Source organism: Bacillus sp. JST-5, assembly GCF_057747715.1.
Genome location: NZ_JBYLHW010000024.1, coordinates 1 through 18,343, shown reverse-complemented (window position 1 = coordinate 18,343; position 18,343 = coordinate 1). Strand labels below are relative to the sequence as shown.

Here is an 18,343-nt window from a genome sequence, read left to right as displayed (position 1 = left end):
ATTATACAATTAAGTTGGAGGTTTTTTCTATGTATGCGTTTTACACCTTTAATGTTCCATACTATCCATATTTTGTTACAAACTCTTATATTAGAGAGTTTCCCCCGGTAAATCCTTCACTCCTAAAAACTTCTGCCAAACTAATGGAAAGCATGTTGCAAGACGCATTAAAAATTGTAAGGCAAATCTCATCACAACCACAATTTGCTCAGCAATTAATGACTTTTGCTCAATTATCAAAGAATGAAGAAGTAAATGAATTAATTAAACATGTTGGCATCAAAAACATTCCTCTAGTAACTTATAATCCGGATGGTTTACACTTGGCTTTTCAAGGTGTCGAAAATAATATGGAATGTTGTAAACTTGACATTGCTGTTCGCTGGAGAATATAAAATAGCTCCCCCTAATAGGAGAGCTCAATATCATTACCAATAAAAAGGTGGATAATATGGATAAGGATATCCATAATAATATGGGTATGGTCTTGGCCAGAATAATGCACTGCCCACTAATCCACCTAGCAATCCACCAACGAAAGGTGCACCGCCAAAGAAAAACGGTCTTCTTCTCCAAATTCTCATATCGTGCAAGACAGGATACCTCCTTCAAAGTATTGGCTGTTTGCCTACAATACTTGTATGCATTTTGTATCCTGTTGGCGTGGGCAATTGTATCAGAAAATAATTGATATTAAAATTTCATTCCATTTAGAAATGTTAAAATGGAATATGCAGCAAGCTTACTCGTCATGTCACGGATATCGACAAATGGATCAATTTCAACGACATCTAGAGCTTTAATACAATCATATTGACTAAGTGTTCGCATAGCATCTAATAACATATCACTAGTCATTCCACCTGGTCCTATGGCTGGGCATCCAGGAGCAAATGCTTGATCCACAACATCCATGTCTAATGAAACATAGATGGTTTGAACTCTTGTTAATAACATATTGATGCTATCTTGAATAATTTGTTTGATTCCTTTTTCCCGCACATCTTTCATCGAATAAATAGTAACCCCATTTTCCTTTCCATAACGATAGTATTCCTTTCCATTCGCAAAATCACGTATACCGATTTGAACTAAATGATTTCCTTTTAATGTATTCGATTGTATGAGACTTCGAAAGGGAGTCCCATTCGTAGGTCCACCATCGTCTAAATTTCTCAAATCATGATGGGCATCAAATTGGATGACCCCAATTTCTCCGAATTTTTCTTGGAATGCTTGGATAGAAGGAAAACTAATTGAATGATCTCCTCCTAAAATAATCCATAAATTAGCTTCTGCTTTCTTTAAAGAAAAAGCAATTGCATCTTTTATCCTTGATTGAGAAGTTATTATGTCTGTTGGATGCATGTAGACGTCTCCAAAGTCGTAAATTCTTCTATCGTTCAATTCCCTTTCGGATTCTATTGAGAAAGTTGAAAAACTTGAAAATGCTTTTCGAATGGATGTCGGTGCCATCGATGCACCAGAATGACTGATAGAAGACTTTGATAAAGGTACACCAATAAAGCCGATATCAATGTGTTTTTCTTCATTCCATTCCGAGAATAATTCATTTGCTTTTGTGATATAACGATCTCGGAATATTGCTTGGCCAGGTTTTTTAATAAATGGCATATTCTTCGTTCCTTTCTACCACGATCTGCCCTTTTTTCAATACTTTATTTACATGATTCACTCCATAATGGTACGGAATATATTGGTAATTCGGAGCATCCCATATAACAATGTCAGCATTTTTACCAACTTGAATCTTCCCTGCTGAATCACCTCGATTAATGGCGTATGCAGCATTAACTGTTACGGCATGCCAAATTTCTTCTGGTGTCATCTTTAATTTCAATGCAGCAATGTTCATTATTAGCTGTAAATTTTCAGTTGGGGAACTTCCTGGATTGAAATCCGTTGATAAAGCCACCGCCACTCCTTGATTAATGATTTCTCTTGCACGCGCATATTGCTCTTTTCCTAAATAAAATGTTGTGCCCGGAAGTAAGACAGCGATTGTATTTGAATTAGCCAAAGCTTGAATCCCTTCATCAGATGCACCAACGAGATGATCACCACTCACAGCTCCCAACTCTGCAGCTAATTCCGTTCCTCCTAATGGATCGATTTCATCAGCATGGATTTTTACATCAAATCCCATTTTTTTCGCTGTTAATAGGTATTTTCTCGATTGTTCAACAGAAAAAACTCCTGTTTCACAGAATATATCTACGAATTCCGCGAGTTTCTTTTCTTTCACAATCGGTAGCAGTTTAATCATTCGATCAAGAAACTCTTCCGGAGAATTTTTATATTCCATTGGAAGCGCATGAGCTCCTAAAAATGTTGAAACAATATCGACTACATGCGTTTTATTTAATTTATCAATGACATTAAGTTGTTTTAACTCCGTTTCTTCATCCAATCCATATCCACTTTTCGCTTCAACAGTAGTTACTCCGAAAGCAAGCATTCGATTTAAATGGAATTTAGCTTTCTGATAAAGTTCTTCTTCACTCGCTTGCTTTGTTGCTTGAACTGTTGATAATATTCCTCCACCTTGTTTCAATATTTCCAAATATGGGACTCCTTGAATTTTAAGAGATAGTTCATGCTCTCTTGATCCTCCAAAAACTAAATGGGTATGCGGATCTACTAATCCAGGTGTTACTAATCTTCCTTTGGCGTCAATAATTTTTTCTGCTTCAAATTGTAAAGATTCTTCATGTGGACCAATCCATTTTACAATTCCTTCATCTATAGCTATGGCTTGATTTGTATAAACTGTTAACTGACTCATTTGATTCCCTTTTACCGGACCATCATGGTCATCCATTGTCAACAATTGGCCAATATTACGAATTATAATTTGATATTTATGCATAATGCACCTCCGTAAAAAGGCCCTATTTTCCCTTAAATAGAGCCTAATCATTTAATATTTATTGAAGCATTGGTATTTTTACCCCATGTTGTTTAGCTACTTCTATTGCCTTTTCATATCCGGCATCTGCATGACGAATAATTCCCATGCCTGGGTCAGTCGTTAAAACTCTTTCCAATCTTTCTTTTGCTAAATCTGATCCATCTGCTACAACGACCATACCTGCATGTAAGGAATAGCCCATTCCAACTCCCCCGCCATGATGGAAACTAATCCAAGATCCTCCTGCAGCGGTATTAATTAATGCATTTAAAATGGCCCAATCGCCAATTGCATCACTTCCATCTTTCATTCCTTCTGTTTCTCGATTCGGAGAAGCTACAGAACCACAATCTAGGTGATCTCTTCCGATAACAATCGGCGCTTTTAATTCGCCTTTCTTCACAAGCTCATTCATAGCTAAGCCCATTTTTACTCGTTCTCCATAACCAAGCCAGCATATGCGGGATGGTAACCCTTGAAAAGCAACTTTTTCCTGCGCCATATCAATCCATCTAATAAGAGATTGATTTTCTGGGAACAGTTCTTTTATTAATTGATCAGTTCGATAAATATCTTCTGGATCCCCAGATAAAGCTGCCCATCTAAAAGGACCTTTTCCTTCACAGAATAGTGGGCGAATGTATGCTGGTACGAATCCTTCAAAATCAAAAGCATTTTCTACACCTTCATCTTTCGCTACTTGGCGTATGTTGTTCCCGTAATCAAATACAATGGCACCTCTTTTTTGGAATTCAAGCATTGCTTTTACGTGTTTAGCCATAGACTTCTTAGATAGCTTTATATATTCTGTAGGATTCGTTTCCCTTAATTGTGCTGCTTCTTCTAATGAAAAGCCTTCAGGAATATATCCATTTAATGGATCATGAGCAGAAGTTTGGTCTGTTACAATATCGATTTTGATACCTCTGCGTAATAGCTCATGATGGACTTCTGCTGCATTTCCTAATAATCCAATCGAAAGAGCTTTTCCTTTCTCTTTTGCATCCAACGCTAACATTAGTGCTTCATCTACTGATTCAGCCATGCAGTCTAAATATTTTGTTTCTAGTCGCTTAGCAATTCTGGAGCGATCAACTTCAACAGCAATCACTACACCATCATTCATTGTAACAGCTAATGGTTGCGCACCACCCATACCACCTAATCCAGCGGTTAAAGTAATGGTTCCTTTTAACGAACCTCCGAAATGTTTTCGAGCAACAGCCGCAAATGTCTCATATGTTCCTTGCAATATCCCTTGTGTACCGATATAAATCCAACTTCCTGCTGTCATTTGGCCATACATAATTAACCCTTTTTTGTCCAACTCATGAAAGTGATCCCAATTTGCCCATTTCGGAACAAGAACAGAGTTAGATATTAAAACTCGAGGTGCATGTTTATGAGTTTTAAAAACGCCTACTGGTTTGCCCGATTGAACTAGCATTGTTTCGTCATTTTCTAAATTCCTTAAAGTGTTTACGATTGCATCAAAAGCTTCCCAGTTTCTTGCCGCTTTTCCAATTCCACCATAAACAATTAAGTCTTCTGGTTTTTCTGCAACTTCAGGATCTAGATTATTGTAAAGCATCCTTAAGACAGCCTCTTGCTCCCAACCTTTACATTCAATTTCTGTTCCCTTTTTTACTCGTACAACTCTTTTTTCAGATTGTTTGTTCATTGTAAAATTCCTCCTTATAAATTGATTGAATGGAAGCCATCCATTGATCCCAATTGAAATTTTTTAGCCATGTGTACATATTTTCTATGTCTTTTGAGAAGATCCGGTCCTCCTTGATTGTTGGTACAATTTCTCTAGCTAATTGATAAAATTGATGTGTAATTTTTGCCATTTTCTCAGATCCTCGATAATCAATCGCCTGTAATGCACAGATTAATTCGATGGAAAGGACACGGATTGAATTTTGAACAATTTGATTCGCATGTCTAGCAGCTATCGTTCCCATACTTACATGATCCTCTTGATTAGCAGAAGAAGGTATAGAATCAACACTTGCAGGATGTGCTAATGTTTTATTTTCTGAAACGAGAGATGCTGCACTATACTGCATAATCATGGCGCCAGATTGTAACCCCGGCTCAGGACTTAAAAACGGTGGTAAATCGTTTAGCTGTGGATTAACAAGACGTTCGATTCTTCTTTCTGAAATATTCGCTAATTCTGCTACTGCAATTTTTAAAAAGTCCATGGCCAATGCCATCGGTTGCCCATGGAAATTTCCACCTGAAATCACTTCTTCATCAGAAAATAATAATGGGTTGTCTGTAGCAGCATTAATTTCGATTTCCAACTTTTCTTTTACATAATCTAATGCTTGCCATGAAGCACCATGTACTTGTGGAATACAGCGTAATGAATAGGCATCTTGGACTCGAAGCTCTCCTTGCCGAGAAGTTAATTTACTATCTTTTAAATACATCCTCATCCTTTCAGCTGTTTCCACTTGTTGACGATACCCCCTAGCCATATGAATTTTTTCATTAAGTGCATCCGTAATACCTTGCAATGCTTCAAATGTAATAGACGATATAATCTCACTTTCATATGCTAGTTTTTCAGCTTCTAAATAAGTAACTACTCCCATTGCTGTCATCGCTTGTGTACCGTTAATTAGTGCCAATCCTTCCTTATCCTCTAACTCAATTGGTTCTAAACCTTCTTGTTGCAAAGCGATTTTTGCGTGAATCCGTTTCCCTTTATAAAAAACTTCTCCTTCTCCCATGAGTACAAGGGCTAAATGAGAAAGTGGAGCTAAATCACCGCTGGCACCTAGAGAACCTTGTTGCGGTATGACTGGATGTATTTCTAAATTTACAAAATCTATTAATCTTTCTATTATGATTGGACGAACTCCTGAATGGCCTTTAAGTAATGCATTGGCGCGTAGAGCAATCATTGCCCGGGAAACAACTTCTGGAAATGGTTCTCCTACTCCACACGCATGGGAGTAAATTAAATTTTTTTGCAATTTTTTTGTATCTTTTGAATCAATTAATACATCACTAAATTTTCCAAAACCGGTATTAATTCCATAAACTACGCGTTTTTCTTCAATGATTTTCTCGACAATTTTTCTATTTTCTCGAACTCTACTCATGCTTTCTTCTGAAGCTTTGATGAAAGACTTATGATATAAAATCTTTTTTAAGTCTTCTAACGTTAGCGATTTCCCATCTAAAATGATCATGATTTTATCACCTCTTTTTCATGTAAAAAGGAGGCCATACAACAGAATGAATCTATTCGTATGAGCCTCCTATCAACTAATTGCTATAGGCTTTTATTAATCTTTACATGTGATTAATGCCAAGACCGATCGTCTCGTGTTCATGTCCAGGTACAGGAGCACCAATTGTTCCATAAAGAGCTACCGCAATCCATTTACCTTCCGCTGATTGATTATATGGTTCTCCTGAAATTACTGAAAACCTTAATCCTGCTGTACGATGAAGACCTCCGAGTTCGATCTGTCCTCGGGTGATTCCATACATCGCTTCAATAGTTGCATGATATAATGCATGCATCTCGCGATAAAAGGAAGGGTTCACGATATTCTCTCGTTTCGCTGCAGTTTCAATTGCCGCTAAAACTTTCTTCAGCTCCATTGCTCCAACTTTACCTGTACAAAATTTCCAATCATATTTTTTCAAGCGTGTTTTTATATCCACTAATTCCTCTTCATCTAACATGGCTAATAATATTGCATTTCGGCCAATACGATCTTTACCTTCTTTTAGCAAAAAACTCACGCCTTATTGTTTTAATTTTCTAACAACTAATAACTATTTATATTGTAAGCGGTATCAGCAAATTGGTCAATGAATAAATCCCATTTTTTAACATATTAAATTGTTAGTTCGTTAGTAGAATAAAGAAAACCTCGTGAAAATCACGAGGTTTAAAATCTAGAGGATCATACTTGCAATCCAACCAAATATTATTAACGGGATGTTATAGTGAATAAAGGTTGGAACACATGTATCCCAAATATGATGATGCTGATTGTCTACATTTAATCCTGCCGTTGGACCAAGGGTGCTATCGGATGCTGGAGATCCTGCATCACCAAGAGCTGCTGCTGTTCCGATTAGTGAAATCGTAGCTAACGGACTAAATCCAAGTTCTAAACATAATGGTACATAAATAACTGCGATAATAGGAATCGTAGAAAACGATGAACCAATCCCCATTGTTACAAGCAATCCTACAATAAGCATTAACATAGAACCAAGAGCTTTATTTCCACCAATTATATTTGCAATAGATGAAACGAGCACTTCTACATGTCCTGTTTCTTGTATAACAGAAGCAAATCCTTGTGCTGCTAACATGACAAAACCTATAAACGCCATCATTCTCATACCATCTGTTAATAATCGATCTGCTTCGCTCCATTTAAGGGCTTTTGTTATATATAATATAGTAATTCCTGCTAACGCACCGAATATCATAGAGTCCAACAATATTTGAACAAGCAGTGCGCCAACGATTGATATCGTTCCAAAAAGAACGCTTTTCAGTTGATACTCTTGCTTTTGTACAATCACTTCATCGTTTTGTTCATAATCTCTTGGTTTTCGATATGAGATAAAAATGGCTATTAATAAACCTACAACCATTCCTAAAACGGGGATCACCATAGCCATAGGTATATCTTGAATATCAATAGAGAGTCCAGCTAATTTTATATTTTCTGCTAGAATCGTGTGAAATATATGACCAAATCCATATGGGAGTAGTACATATGGAGCTATTAATCCAAAGGCTAATGTCGAAGCAATTAATCTTCGGTCAATTTTTAATTCATTTAATATCCCTAACAATGAAGGAATTAGGATTGGAATAAATGCAATATGAACTGGAATTACATTTTGGGAAAAGCAAGCAATAAGCAAAATAAATAATATAACAAATACTTTCGTTAATGTTTTATTTCTAACTTCGTTTTTTTGACGAACGCCTTTACTAACTAAATCGACTAATGCATTCGGTAAGCCTGTACTTGATAGAGCTACAGCAAACCCTCCTAATAGACCATAACTCAAAGCAACACTAGCGTTGTTTCCTAATCCTTCCGTAAAAACTTTCACAATCTCATCAAATGTCATTCCTCCGGTTAATCCACCTGCAATTGCACCAATAATCAGAGAAAATACTACGTTAATTCTCAATAAACTTAACACTAACATAACCAATACTGCAATGATGACTGCATTCATAATAAAAAATCTCCTTTAGTCTGATAAATTGTTAAAGTACTAAACTATGACTCTTAATTTACCATATACATTTTCTTATTGTCAACGAATTAATTTTTTACATGTATATACAAAGAATCTGAGAAAAACTTAAGTAATGGAGAAGTTGTGACAAAAAACAATACTTAATGGAAAAAGGCAGAGAAATTTAAATTAATAAACTTCACTGGCTTATTTAAAAAACAATTTTTGAATTTTCAACTTGAAAATAAAATCAGATATAAAGATTATTTGCAACTTGTAGTTTCATATTCACGCGTTCAAATCCTTATCTTTAACCCAAACATTTAATCTAGTGTAAAAATTAAAAAAAGGAGAAATTGCACCTCTCAATTCCTCCTTCTTCCTTATTTGTAACTAGTTTTCCCGTGCTTCTTTTAACTGATTGGTTCGAATCTTTCCACTAACAACGCTAATGTTCTCGTCATTACACCGGTTGCTCCTGCAGGTCCTAAGTCATGATCACTTCTCACAGTTGACGTTCCTGCAATGTCTAAATGAATCCACGGTGTATCTTCTGCAAACTCACCGATAAAGGCTCCGCCCATAATTGCATGCCCCTCTCTGGTTGGTGAATTATTCAAATCTGCAATTTTACTATTTCGAACTTTTTCTTTATCTTTCTCAGTTATAGGTAATCTCCAAATCATTTCCCCAGATTCCAATGAAGCTTCTAACATTTGCTCAAAGAATGCTTCATTGTTTGTCATAGCCCCAGTTTTATCTGAACCTAGGGCAATAATGACTCCGCCAGTTAGTGTTGCTACATCCACAAGATATTCTGCTCCATGATGTTTTGCATATGTGACTGCATCCGCTAGAACAAGTCTTCCTTCTGCGTCAGTATTTAAAATTTCAATTGTTTTTCCACTTAAAGAAGTAATTACGTCATCTGGTTTAAATGCTTCTCCGCTAATCATATTATCCGTCGAAGGAATGACCGCAACAACATTTTGTTCTGGTTTTAATTCGCCAATTATCTCCATTGCCCCTAAAACTGCTGCTGCTCCACCCATATCGGTTTTCATTCCAACAATTCCGTCTTTTGTTTTTAAAGAATATCCACCTGTATCAAAGGTTATCCCTTTACCAACTAGCCCGATGACATCTTTCCATTCTTCTTTCCCTTGATATTTTAAAACAATCATTTTTGGTTTTTCTTTTGATCCTTGATTAACTGCAAGTAACGCCCCCATACCTAGACGTTCCATATCTTCTTTTTCTAAAATTTCATATTCAAATTGATAAGTCTCTGCAAGTTCTTTTGCATAATCGGCTAATTGACTAGCGGTTAACAAGTTCCCCGGCATATTTACAAGTGTTCTTGCAGAATTAGTCGCTTTTCCAAAGACAGATCCTACTGTCAATGAAGCCTTTACTTCTTCTTTAGGCGAGGAAGTATATATCGTTATCTCTTTAAACTCATGATCTGGCTCATTTTTCTTCTGTTTATATGTATGTATTTGATAAGTAGATAACATCATTGCTTCACTTAAGACGTGTGCAACATCATTCGCATCTAAATCTTCGGTCGTAAATGTATCAAGGACAACGGAAAGATGTTTTACCTTATTTTTGAATAAAGTCTTAAATGTTTGTCCAAAGATTTCTCGCAAGTTTTCAAATGAAAGCTCTTTTTCTTTCCCTAATCCAACAAAAACTAAACGTTTTGGACCGATATTTCCTAACGTATGTATAATAGAAACCTTTTTCCTTTTTGTTGATACATCTCCATCTTTCATTAATTCACGAATTTGATTAGATAACTTCTCATCTAATTCTTTTACTATTCCTTGTAATTTCTCATTTCGCTCAAATAGTCCTACAATTAAACATTCCATCTCTTTTTGGATATCAAATTGATCTATTACTGTAAACATTTTTCCACCTCCAAATATATTATACCTGAAACTTCCAACAATTTCGAATTATAGTATCATTATGATAAAACATAGTAGCAATTGTAAAATAGAAGAGGTAAGGGGGAAAGAGAGTGAGAATTGCATCCATTTGTCCGAGTAATACAGAAATACTTCATTATTTAGAAGCAACCCAATATTTAGTTGCGGTTGATGATTTTTCTGACTGGCCAAGTTCCATTCAACATATTTCAAAAGTAGGACCTGATTTAAATATTGATATAGATTTATTAGAAGAAGCAAAACCTGATCTTGTTTTAGCTTCATTAAGTGTTCCAGGAATGGAAAAAAATATAAAAAAATTAGAAGAGAGAAAGATTCCTTATATAGTCTTAACCCCCCACAGTTTAATGGACATAAAACATGACATTTTAAAAATTGGGGAAGCTATCGGTATGAAGAATAAAGCTGAGTATTTAGCTGAAGCCTTCGATGAGCAAATAAAACTTTTTCAAGAGACTTCAAATAAAATAACAGAAAAACCAACTCTTTACTGGGAATGGTGGCCAAAACCCGTATTTACTCCCGGAAGAAAAAATTGGTTAACAGATATTAGTCATTTAGCAGGTGGAAATAATATTTTTCATGACATTAACAAAGAAAGTATCCAACTGTCATGGGATGAAGTTTATCGTAGAAATCCAGACTATATTTGTCTAGTATGGGTTGGTGTAGAAACAAAAAAGATGAATCGTGACATGGTGAGAAATCGCCCTTCATGGGAACAGTTAACTGCCATTCAAAAGAATCGAATCTTAATTTTAGAAGAATGGTTATTTTGTCGTCCTTCTCCTCGACTATTAAAAGGATGTTTGAAATTAGGTAAAATTCTTCACCCTCATTTATATCAATCCTTATCATTATTGCCACCATTTCAAGATGAAGACTAACATCGACTGGGATGTGAAACATCGTTAATAGTTATTCTCTAGGGAAAAAGTTAGATCAATTTTTCCCTATAAAAAATTGATGAGGCTCGTCCATTTTCGGAGAGCCCCATCATTCTTCCAATCTATATTTATCGTTTTTCACTGGAAGTATACTGATATCTAAACACTTGCATTGATTCATTTTCGTTTAGAGCTTGTAAATCTTGTTCGGTTATTTTACCGTTACCCATTTGAACGATATATACATCAACCGTCTTTTTTCCCCATTGACTATAAACATCTTCAACCGTTTCATAGTATAAATCAATTTTATTCCCCTTGATCGCTGATCCGGTATCAGCAACTACTCCATATCCATATCCAGGGATAAACAAAATCGTTCCCATTGGGAAAACCGATGTATCTGCAGCAATCGTTGAATATAAATCTCTTTTTACTTTAACTCCTGATGCTGTAATACCATAAGAAGGGTGCCCAGGATGTTTACCCGTAGATTCAAATCCTGCTGTATATCCTGTTGCTACTACTCTTTTCTTTGGATATTTGCTCCAATCAATCGCTTCTTCCAATTTAGGTATGGAGCCTTTTATAGATTTACTTGATGATATTTTTGTCTCTTTCGCAGATGCTACTTTAAAAGACTTATATCCTACAGCTATAGGCTTATATGAATGTTCCCCATCTTCACTCGGTGTATATTCATAAATTTCGTTATTGACAGTATTATACCAAGATTCATGATTCATTTGTGCGCCAGTTACTTTCTGAAACGTAACCATAAAAGCTAATGTAAACAACAATATCATAAAAAATCTCTTTGTCCATTTTTTTATTATATCCATTTTTATTTTTCACTCCTCCCGAATCTATTTCTTTCCTAAATTCGAAAAAATTATTCATAGGAGGAGGAAATTTCCTGAAAAAATTTAAAATTTATTAAAATTTCTTACTTTTTTCAACAATAAAAAAACCCCCCAATCTGGAGAGTTAAAACATTCGATAACCTTTTTTTCTTAATGTTTTCATCGTAAAACCAGCGGCAATTGTTCCTAATAAACCAGAAGAAAGTATTACAATATCTACAATAGCTAAATGAACTAAATTATTCCATAAACTAGAAAACGCCGATTTTGTATTTGTAAAATACTCAATAAATTTCACATCATCAATAATTAATAGTGCAATGATTGGGTAGACAAAGGATAAAATCCAGGTCATTCTTAATAACATATTAATAATAAAGGCAATACCGAAAAATAGAACAAAAAATAATAGTATTGAAATAATAAACTGCGGTAATGATACGTCCATGTTTTACAGCTCCTCTCATTCATTCAACCATTAGTGTACTGAATGAATGAAAGACAGTCAACGAATTAACCAATCATTCTATGATGTTTATTATTTACATTTCCCAGTTCCGAAACAGCATGGACATGTTTCTGATCCACCGAGTAATAATTGAAAATAACCTTGACCTGAGCAATATTCACATTTTCCAGATGAATATTCTTTTCTCTTCACTTTGTCTTCACCTCTTATTTTTTAACTTTTCTGATAATATATCAGGTTTCATTGAAACTGCAAAGAAGCGACAGACAGAAATAATTTTAATGAAAACGGATACATATATGTTTTCCTTTCGATTTCTTTGATTTTCTTAAAATTTCAGAAAATTTTTAAAAAATAAAAAGCGGTTGCTTATGGTCAACCGCTTTAAACGTATTAGAATAGTTTTAATTTACCTTTTTTCAATACAAGTGAAGGACCGCCTATCATAAATAATGCACGGTTATCAATCACTTTTTTCATAAATGCTGCTTTAGATCCCATTAATTTTTTGCCAAAAACAATACCAATAGCATCATCTTCTCCTAATGAACATACGGTTCCTTTAATATCTGGCTTAAATACCTCTAATTCTTCTTTATTTCTAATAACAGCAGCTAAATTTTTCGCACAAGTTTCACCTTGTTGCATTGCAATTTGTGCTGTTGGAGGATATGGACGATTGGTTTCTTCATTAATAATTAAAGAACAATCTCCGATCACAAAGATTTCTTCATAACCTGGAACACGTAAATACGGATCAACTTTCACGCGACCGCGCATTGCTTCAATTCCAGAACGGTCAATGATAGAGTTACCACGAACACCTGCTGCCCATACAACTGTATTTGCTTTGATTGTTTCAGGTTCCTCTTCACCTTTTTGAACGATTACACCATCTGGTGTACATTCTTTAACAGCTGTACCGATTTTAAATTCTACGCCTTTCTTTTCAAGTTGAGCAACAGCATATTTCACTAATTCTGGATCGAATCCTGGTAAAACCATTGGAGCGGCTTCAACACAGACAATTCTTACTTTATGATAGTCAACATCATATTCAGCACATAACTCAGGAATACGGTTTACAAGTTCACCTAAAAATTCGATTCCAGTAAACCCTGCCCCTCCAACAACAATTGTTAATCGTTCATCTTTTTTCTCTTCTTCATTATTATAAGTGGCAAATTGATACTCAATATGTTCACGAATTTGACGAGCTGAATTTACATTTGAAATGGAGAATGCATATTCTTTTAATCCTTTAATTCCAAATGTCTCTGGTTCAGCACCTAAAGCAACGACTAAATAATCGTAAGAAATTTCACCTTTTTCTGTTACAACAACTTTATCTTCTACTTTAATCTCTAATGCAACATCTTGAACAAATGTTACTTTATTTTTATCAATTACATTTTTTATATCATAGCGGACACGGTCATGGTGCAATGTTCCTGCTGAAGCTTCATGAAGCCAAGTTGTTTCATAATGATAATCATGTTTGTTAACTAAAACGATATCTGCTTCGTTAACCCCTACCATTTTTTGAAGTCGGACAGTTGTCATTAGGCCGCCATATCCAGCACCTAATATCACTACTTTTGGCTTTTTCAATGATATCACTTCCACCTTTTCTGTTTTTCTATTTTCTGCTCTTTGCTTTTTAATATGAATAAATTCGATCAATTTCTTCATCGTATTAAAAAGCAAATAATTGGCAATTCGCCAATAAATTTTGTGATATTCTTCACTTAATGTGACATAAAAATGTTAATAAATTGTTAAAAAATCTTTACATAATGCCCAATAAACATCATATGACTTTTCTGAGATTTTTTCAAGACATTATCCTCATTTTCATTAGTCAATTTTTCTTATTTATGTATTTATTGTTTATCATTTTGAAATCATGCGTTTTTGACCATAAATATGTTAATATTAATTATGTAGTATATGAATGGGGGGATCCGTTTTGAAAGAAGATACAAAAGTTTACGACATTACGATTATTGGGGGCGGTCCAACAGGCTTATTTACAGCCTTTTATGGTGGAATGCGTCAAGCATCTGTTAAGATCATAGAGAGCTTACCTCAATTAGGAGGGCAATTATCAGCTCTTTATCCAGAAAAATACATATACGATGTTGCAGGTTTTCCTAAAATTCGTGCACAAGAATTAGTCGATAATTTAATTAAACAAATGCAAAAATTTGATCAAACCGTTTGTTTAGAACAATCAGTTGAAAAAGTAGAAAAGTTAGAAGATGGGACTTTTAAACTCACAACAAATAAAGAAATTCACTACTCAAAAAGTATTATCATTACTGCTGGAAACGGAGCATTCCAGCCTCGCAAACTTGAATTAGCAGAAGCTGAAAAATTTGAAGGGAAAAATCTTCATTACTTTATCAAAGACATGAATTACTTCGCTGGTAAAAAGGTTGCTGTATTTGGTGGTGGAGATTCCGCTGTAGACTGGGCATTAATGTTAGAACCAATTGCTGAGCAAGTAACAATTATCCATCGTCGCGATAAATTCCGTGCACATGAGCATAGTGTTGAAAACTTAATGAAATCAAAAGTAAATATTAAAACTCCTTATGTACCTGCTGAATTAGTAGGAGAAGAAAAAATTGAAAAAGTGATTCTTCAACATGCAAAAGGAGAAGAAAAAGAAGAAATTGAAGTTGATGAGGTAATTGTCAACTATGGATTCATATCCTCACTCGGTCCGATTAAAGAATGGGGATTAGAAATTGAGAAAAATTCCATTAAAGTGAACTCTAAAATGGAAACAAACATCCCTGGAATTTATGCAGCTGGAGATATTTGTACGTATGATGGTAAAGTAAAACTAATCGCATGTGGATTCGGAGAAGCTCCTACAGCTGTTAACAATGCCAAAGCATTTATCGATCCAAAAGCGAAAGTTCAACCATTACACAGTACTTCCATGTTTGAGTAAAAAATTAAAAAAAGCTGCCCCGTTTTGAACTTTACCTCCCAATTATTAGGATGTGTCTAATAATTGGGATGCAGTTCATTTCGGGACAGCTTTTTCTTATTAACATTGTTCGGGATTTCCGGCGTTTGCTGCTGTTCTAAAAGATGCACCACATCCGCAAGAGGCAATTGCGTTTGGATTATCAATCGTAAATCCTCCGCCCATTAAAGATTCTTTATAATCAATTTTTGTTCCTTTTAAAATCGGCGCACTTTCATGATCCACTAATATATGAATACCATACTGATTCAGTTCGATATCGCCATCTTGTTTTTCCGTATCAAACCCCATTCCGTAAGATAAACCGCTGCAGCCTCCACCTTTTACAGAAATACGTAAATATGGATTTTCTTCTTCTACTTGTTTCATCATATCTTTAATTTGATAGGCAGCGGCTTCTGTTAAATTAACAACATCATTCATTACATCTTCCTCCTTTCGTTAAATGATTGGTGTATGTGAAAAGCTTTACTCTTCATTTATTTTCTTTATATAAATAGTATATACAGTTCAAAACAATTGCTCAACTAAATGGTTTCCTTATATGTTTTCTATTGAGGCAACGTTATATAAATATAATTATGATTTCTTGTTGATGGATTTTATACCACTTAATTTCTAGTTCTAAACTGAATTGAATAAATATGGAAATATCCAATTATTATGATAAAATTCTTTTGTTTCCTTCGTACAGTTGTTATTTTTCTATTATTTCGATATACTTTAATATGGCAAGTTACAATTTGATTACGAGATTATTAACCTAATGTTATATGGAATTTTTGGAACGGAATATTCTTCATTAGGTATTAGCAAAAGGGGAATTAATGATGAAAAAGCTTGTAATTTTAGGTGGCGGCTACGGAGGTATGAGAATATTACAAAGGCTCTTGCCGAATCAACTTCCTGAAGACCGTTCAATTATTCTCATTGACAAAGTACCATTTCACTGCTTAAAAACTGAGTATTATGCACTCGCTGCCGGTACGATTTCAGATCAACACGTTCGAGTCCCTTTTCCTGAACATCCTAAATTAACGATTAAATATGGTGAAGTTGTTAAAATTGATTTAGAAAATCGTCAAGTTTTCTTAAAAGATGATGAACCTGTCATTTATGACGACTTAGTCATAGGCTTAGGATGCGAGGATAAATATCATAATGTACCAGGTGCTGAGGAATTTACTCACAGTATTCAGTCGATTGAAAGATCAAGAAAGACATATCAACATTTAAATAATCTACCTCCAGGCTCAGTAGTTGGCATTGTCGGTGCTGGATTAAGTGGAGTTGAACTTGCAAGTGAACTTTGTGAATCCAGACCAGATTTAACAATTAAATTATTTGATCGCGGAGAACGAATCTTATCAGCTTTTCCAAAACGTTTAAGCAGTTATGTTGAAAACTGGTTCGTCACACACGGAGTTGAACTCATCAATAAATCAAATATTACAAAAGTCGAAGAAAATATTTTATACAATCATGATGAACCGATTCACTGCGATGCAATTGTTTGGACTGCAGGGGTTCAACCAGTAAAAATTGTCCGTGATTTAGATGTAGAAAAAGATTCACAAGGACGTGTTGTGCTAACCCCTCATCATAATATCCCTAATCATGAGCACGTTTATGTCGTTGGTGATTGTGCAAGTTTACCGCATGCACCTAGTGCTCAGCTTGCAGAAGGTCAAGCTGAACAAATCGTACAAGTATTACTTAAACGTTGGAAAGGCGAAGAATTACCACCAACTTTACCAACTATTAAATTAAAAGGTATTTTAGGATCATTAGGTAAAAAACATGGATTTGGTTTAGTAGCTGATCGGGCTATTACCGGTCGTGTAGCTAGATTATTGAAATCTGGTGTCTTATGGATGTATAAATATCATAATGGTTGGTAATTTAATTTATATGCATAAAAAAGGCTTTGATTCTAAATCAAAGCCTTTTTCAATTTATCCTGCTTTGTAACCTTGTTTTTCAAGTACTTCATAAATCGTTTTCAATTTAGGGTTTCCTTCTGCTACAATTTCACCATTAATTAAAACAACCGGATAAAACAAGTCTTCTTCGATCACCCGTTTAGCAAATTGCTTCACTTCTTCATCTTCCGGCGGATTAAAGATATCTATATAAGTAATGGAAAAAGGCTGATTGGGAAATTTCCTTGAGATCGCTGCCTCTAACCATTCATACGTTTCTTTTGAAGAAGGCAAATTCACACAACTTGGACAAATTTGCTCTGCCCCATACACATATATATTTGCGATTGATTGATTCATCCATTTCACCCCTTTTAGCATTAATTATATTTTACAAAAGATTTCGTAAAAGTTAAAATAAAATTATAGATTGATATATATTGGTATGTAGAAACATAAAATAGATTTTTTTTTCATTCCCGTTTATAATATAGGGAGAAAGGAGCGATTCGTTATGTCTGATCAAGAAATGAAAGTTCAAGTTCAAGAAGTTCTTGATAAATTGCGCCCATTCCTGCTCCGCGATGGCGGTGACTGTGAATTAGTTGATGTAGAAGAAGGAGTAGTTAAACTTCGTCTTCTAGGTGCTTGTGGTTCTTGTCCAAGTTCAACAATTACGTTAAAAGCAGGAATTGAGAGAGCTTTACTTGAAGAAGTTCCTGGAGTTGTTGAAGTAGAACAAGTTTTTTAAAATGATTCAAGGGGCTGTCCGAAAAGTCAATTTTTAATTGACCTTCGGTCTAGCCCTTTTGTTATTTAATGGTACAAAAAAATCGTCCTTTTTTGTAGAATGAAGTTGAAGAGACAACATTCAACAGAAAGGACGATTCTTTATGAATAATCAAATGACTATTCAAACAAATTATAACATGCAAATGGAACTAGCTCTAGAGGGAATAATTGAAAATGGACATCAACCCAAAAAGAAACAAAAGAAACAAAAGAAACTTGTATTCCAGCCTTATAATAATAAACAAACAATGATGATTTTAGATATAGAAATGTTT

At 34.7% G+C, this 18,343-nt stretch carries 19 protein-coding genes; 5 read left to right on the top strand and 14 right to left on the bottom strand.

What is annotated here, in order from left to right; all coding sequences use genetic code 11:
* Window positions 1-29: 29 nt before the first annotated feature.
* Window positions 30-395, top strand: a complete 366-nt coding sequence (locus AC3ASS_RS06935; protein WP_488282785.1) for a YuzC family spore coat inner layer protein — start codon at window positions 30-32, stop codon at window positions 393-395.
* 33 nt (window positions 396-428) lie between these two features.
* Here AC3ASS_RS06935 and AC3ASS_RS06930 read toward each other — a convergent pair whose 3' ends face one another.
* From AC3ASS_RS06930 to AC3ASS_RS06895, 8 genes are all read right to left on the bottom strand, one after another.
* Window positions 429-584, bottom strand: a complete 156-nt coding sequence (locus AC3ASS_RS06930; protein WP_488282802.1) for a hypothetical protein — start codon at window positions 582-584, stop codon at window positions 429-431.
* Between the two features lie 109 nt (window positions 585-693).
* Window positions 694-1,635 (bottom strand): formimidoylglutamase, encoded by a 942-nt coding sequence (gene hutG, locus AC3ASS_RS06925; protein ID WP_488282784.1) that lies wholly within the window; start codon window positions 1,633-1,635, stop codon window positions 694-696.
* Window positions 1,622-2,890, bottom strand: coding sequence for an imidazolonepropionase (gene hutI, locus AC3ASS_RS06920; RefSeq protein WP_488282783.1), 1,269 nt, complete (start codon window positions 2,888-2,890; stop codon window positions 1,622-1,624). Before hutI ends, hutG begins: the two co-directional genes overlap by 14 nt.
* Before the next feature lie 58 nt (window positions 2,891-2,948).
* A complete protein-coding gene (hutU, locus tag AC3ASS_RS06915; RefSeq protein ID WP_488282782.1) occupies window positions 2,949-4,613 on the bottom strand; it encodes a urocanate hydratase in 1,665 nt (554 codons plus the stop codon).
* On the bottom strand, window positions 4,597-6,141 hold the full coding sequence (gene hutH, locus AC3ASS_RS06910; protein ID WP_488282781.1) for a histidine ammonia-lyase: 1,545 nt from the start codon (window positions 6,139-6,141) through the stop codon (window positions 4,597-4,599). Before hutH ends, hutU begins: the two co-directional genes overlap by 17 nt.
* A gap of 103 nt (window positions 6,142-6,244) precedes the next feature.
* Window positions 6,245-6,694: a histidine utilization transcription antiterminator HutP gene (hutP, locus tag AC3ASS_RS06905; protein WP_488282780.1), complete on the bottom strand. Its 450-nt coding sequence runs from the start codon at window positions 6,692-6,694 to the stop codon at window positions 6,245-6,247.
* Window positions 6,695-6,859: 165 nt separating this feature from the next.
* Window positions 6,860-8,173: a Na+/H+ antiporter family protein gene (locus tag AC3ASS_RS06900; RefSeq protein ID WP_488282779.1), complete on the bottom strand. Its 1,314-nt coding sequence runs from the start codon at window positions 8,171-8,173 to the stop codon at window positions 6,860-6,862.
* Between the two features lie 416 nt (window positions 8,174-8,589).
* Window positions 8,590-10,092, bottom strand: a complete 1,503-nt coding sequence (locus AC3ASS_RS06895) for a leucyl aminopeptidase (RefSeq protein ID WP_488282778.1) — start codon at window positions 10,090-10,092, stop codon at window positions 8,590-8,592.
* Window positions 10,093-10,205: 113 nt separating this feature from the next.
* Here AC3ASS_RS06895 and AC3ASS_RS06890 point away from each other — a divergent pair, with 113 nt between their 5' ends.
* The gene (locus tag AC3ASS_RS06890; RefSeq protein WP_488282777.1) at window positions 10,206-11,021 is read left to right on the top strand and encodes an ABC transporter substrate-binding protein; all 816 of its coding nucleotides are present in this window, start codon (window positions 10,206-10,208) and stop codon (window positions 11,019-11,021) included.
* A 128-nt stretch (window positions 11,022-11,149) separates the two neighbouring features.
* Here the strand turns inward: AC3ASS_RS06890 and AC3ASS_RS06885 are convergent, their stop codons facing one another.
* From AC3ASS_RS06885 to AC3ASS_RS06870, 4 genes are all read right to left on the bottom strand, one after another.
* On the bottom strand, window positions 11,150-11,863 hold the full coding sequence (locus AC3ASS_RS06885; protein WP_488282776.1) for a 3D domain-containing protein: 714 nt from the start codon (window positions 11,861-11,863) through the stop codon (window positions 11,150-11,152).
* Between the two features lie 145 nt (window positions 11,864-12,008).
* The gene (locus AC3ASS_RS06880; RefSeq protein ID WP_488282775.1) at window positions 12,009-12,332 is read right to left on the bottom strand and encodes a YuiB family protein; all 324 of its coding nucleotides are present in this window, start codon (window positions 12,330-12,332) and stop codon (window positions 12,009-12,011) included.
* 90 nt (window positions 12,333-12,422) lie between these two features.
* Complete coding sequence (locus AC3ASS_RS06875) at window positions 12,423-12,545, bottom strand: YuiA family protein (RefSeq protein ID WP_488282774.1); 123 nt, start codon at window positions 12,543-12,545, stop codon at window positions 12,423-12,425.
* 201 nt (window positions 12,546-12,746) lie between these two features.
* Entirely contained in the window at window positions 12,747-13,973 is a 1,227-nt protein-coding gene (locus AC3ASS_RS06870) for an NAD(P)/FAD-dependent oxidoreductase (RefSeq protein WP_488282801.1), read from the bottom strand.
* Window positions 13,974-14,322: 349 nt separating this feature from the next.
* On the opposite strand from AC3ASS_RS06870, the gene AC3ASS_RS06865 reads away from it, so the two are divergent.
* Window positions 14,323-15,315 (top strand): NAD(P)/FAD-dependent oxidoreductase, encoded by a 993-nt coding sequence (locus AC3ASS_RS06865; protein ID WP_488282773.1) that lies wholly within the window; start codon window positions 14,323-14,325, stop codon window positions 15,313-15,315.
* Between the two features lie 99 nt (window positions 15,316-15,414).
* Here the strand turns inward: AC3ASS_RS06865 and AC3ASS_RS06860 are convergent, their stop codons facing one another.
* Entirely contained in the window at window positions 15,415-15,777 is a 363-nt protein-coding gene (locus AC3ASS_RS06860) for a HesB/IscA family protein (protein WP_488282772.1), read from the bottom strand.
* 407 nt (window positions 15,778-16,184) lie between these two features.
* On the opposite strand from AC3ASS_RS06860, the gene AC3ASS_RS06855 reads away from it, so the two are divergent.
* Window positions 16,185-17,255, top strand: coding sequence for an NAD(P)/FAD-dependent oxidoreductase (locus AC3ASS_RS06855; protein WP_488282771.1), 1,071 nt, complete (start codon window positions 16,185-16,187; stop codon window positions 17,253-17,255).
* 54 nt (window positions 17,256-17,309) lie between these two features.
* Here the strand turns inward: AC3ASS_RS06855 and AC3ASS_RS06850 are convergent, their stop codons facing one another.
* On the bottom strand, window positions 17,310-17,636 hold the full coding sequence (locus AC3ASS_RS06850; RefSeq protein WP_488282770.1) for a YuzD family protein: 327 nt from the start codon (window positions 17,634-17,636) through the stop codon (window positions 17,310-17,312).
* Window positions 17,637-17,790: 154 nt separating this feature from the next.
* Between AC3ASS_RS06850 and AC3ASS_RS06845 the strand changes: the two genes are divergently transcribed.
* Window positions 17,791-18,027, top strand: a complete 237-nt coding sequence (locus tag AC3ASS_RS06845; protein ID WP_488282769.1) for a NifU family protein — start codon at window positions 17,791-17,793, stop codon at window positions 18,025-18,027.
* Window positions 18,028-18,343: the final 316 nt, after the last annotated feature.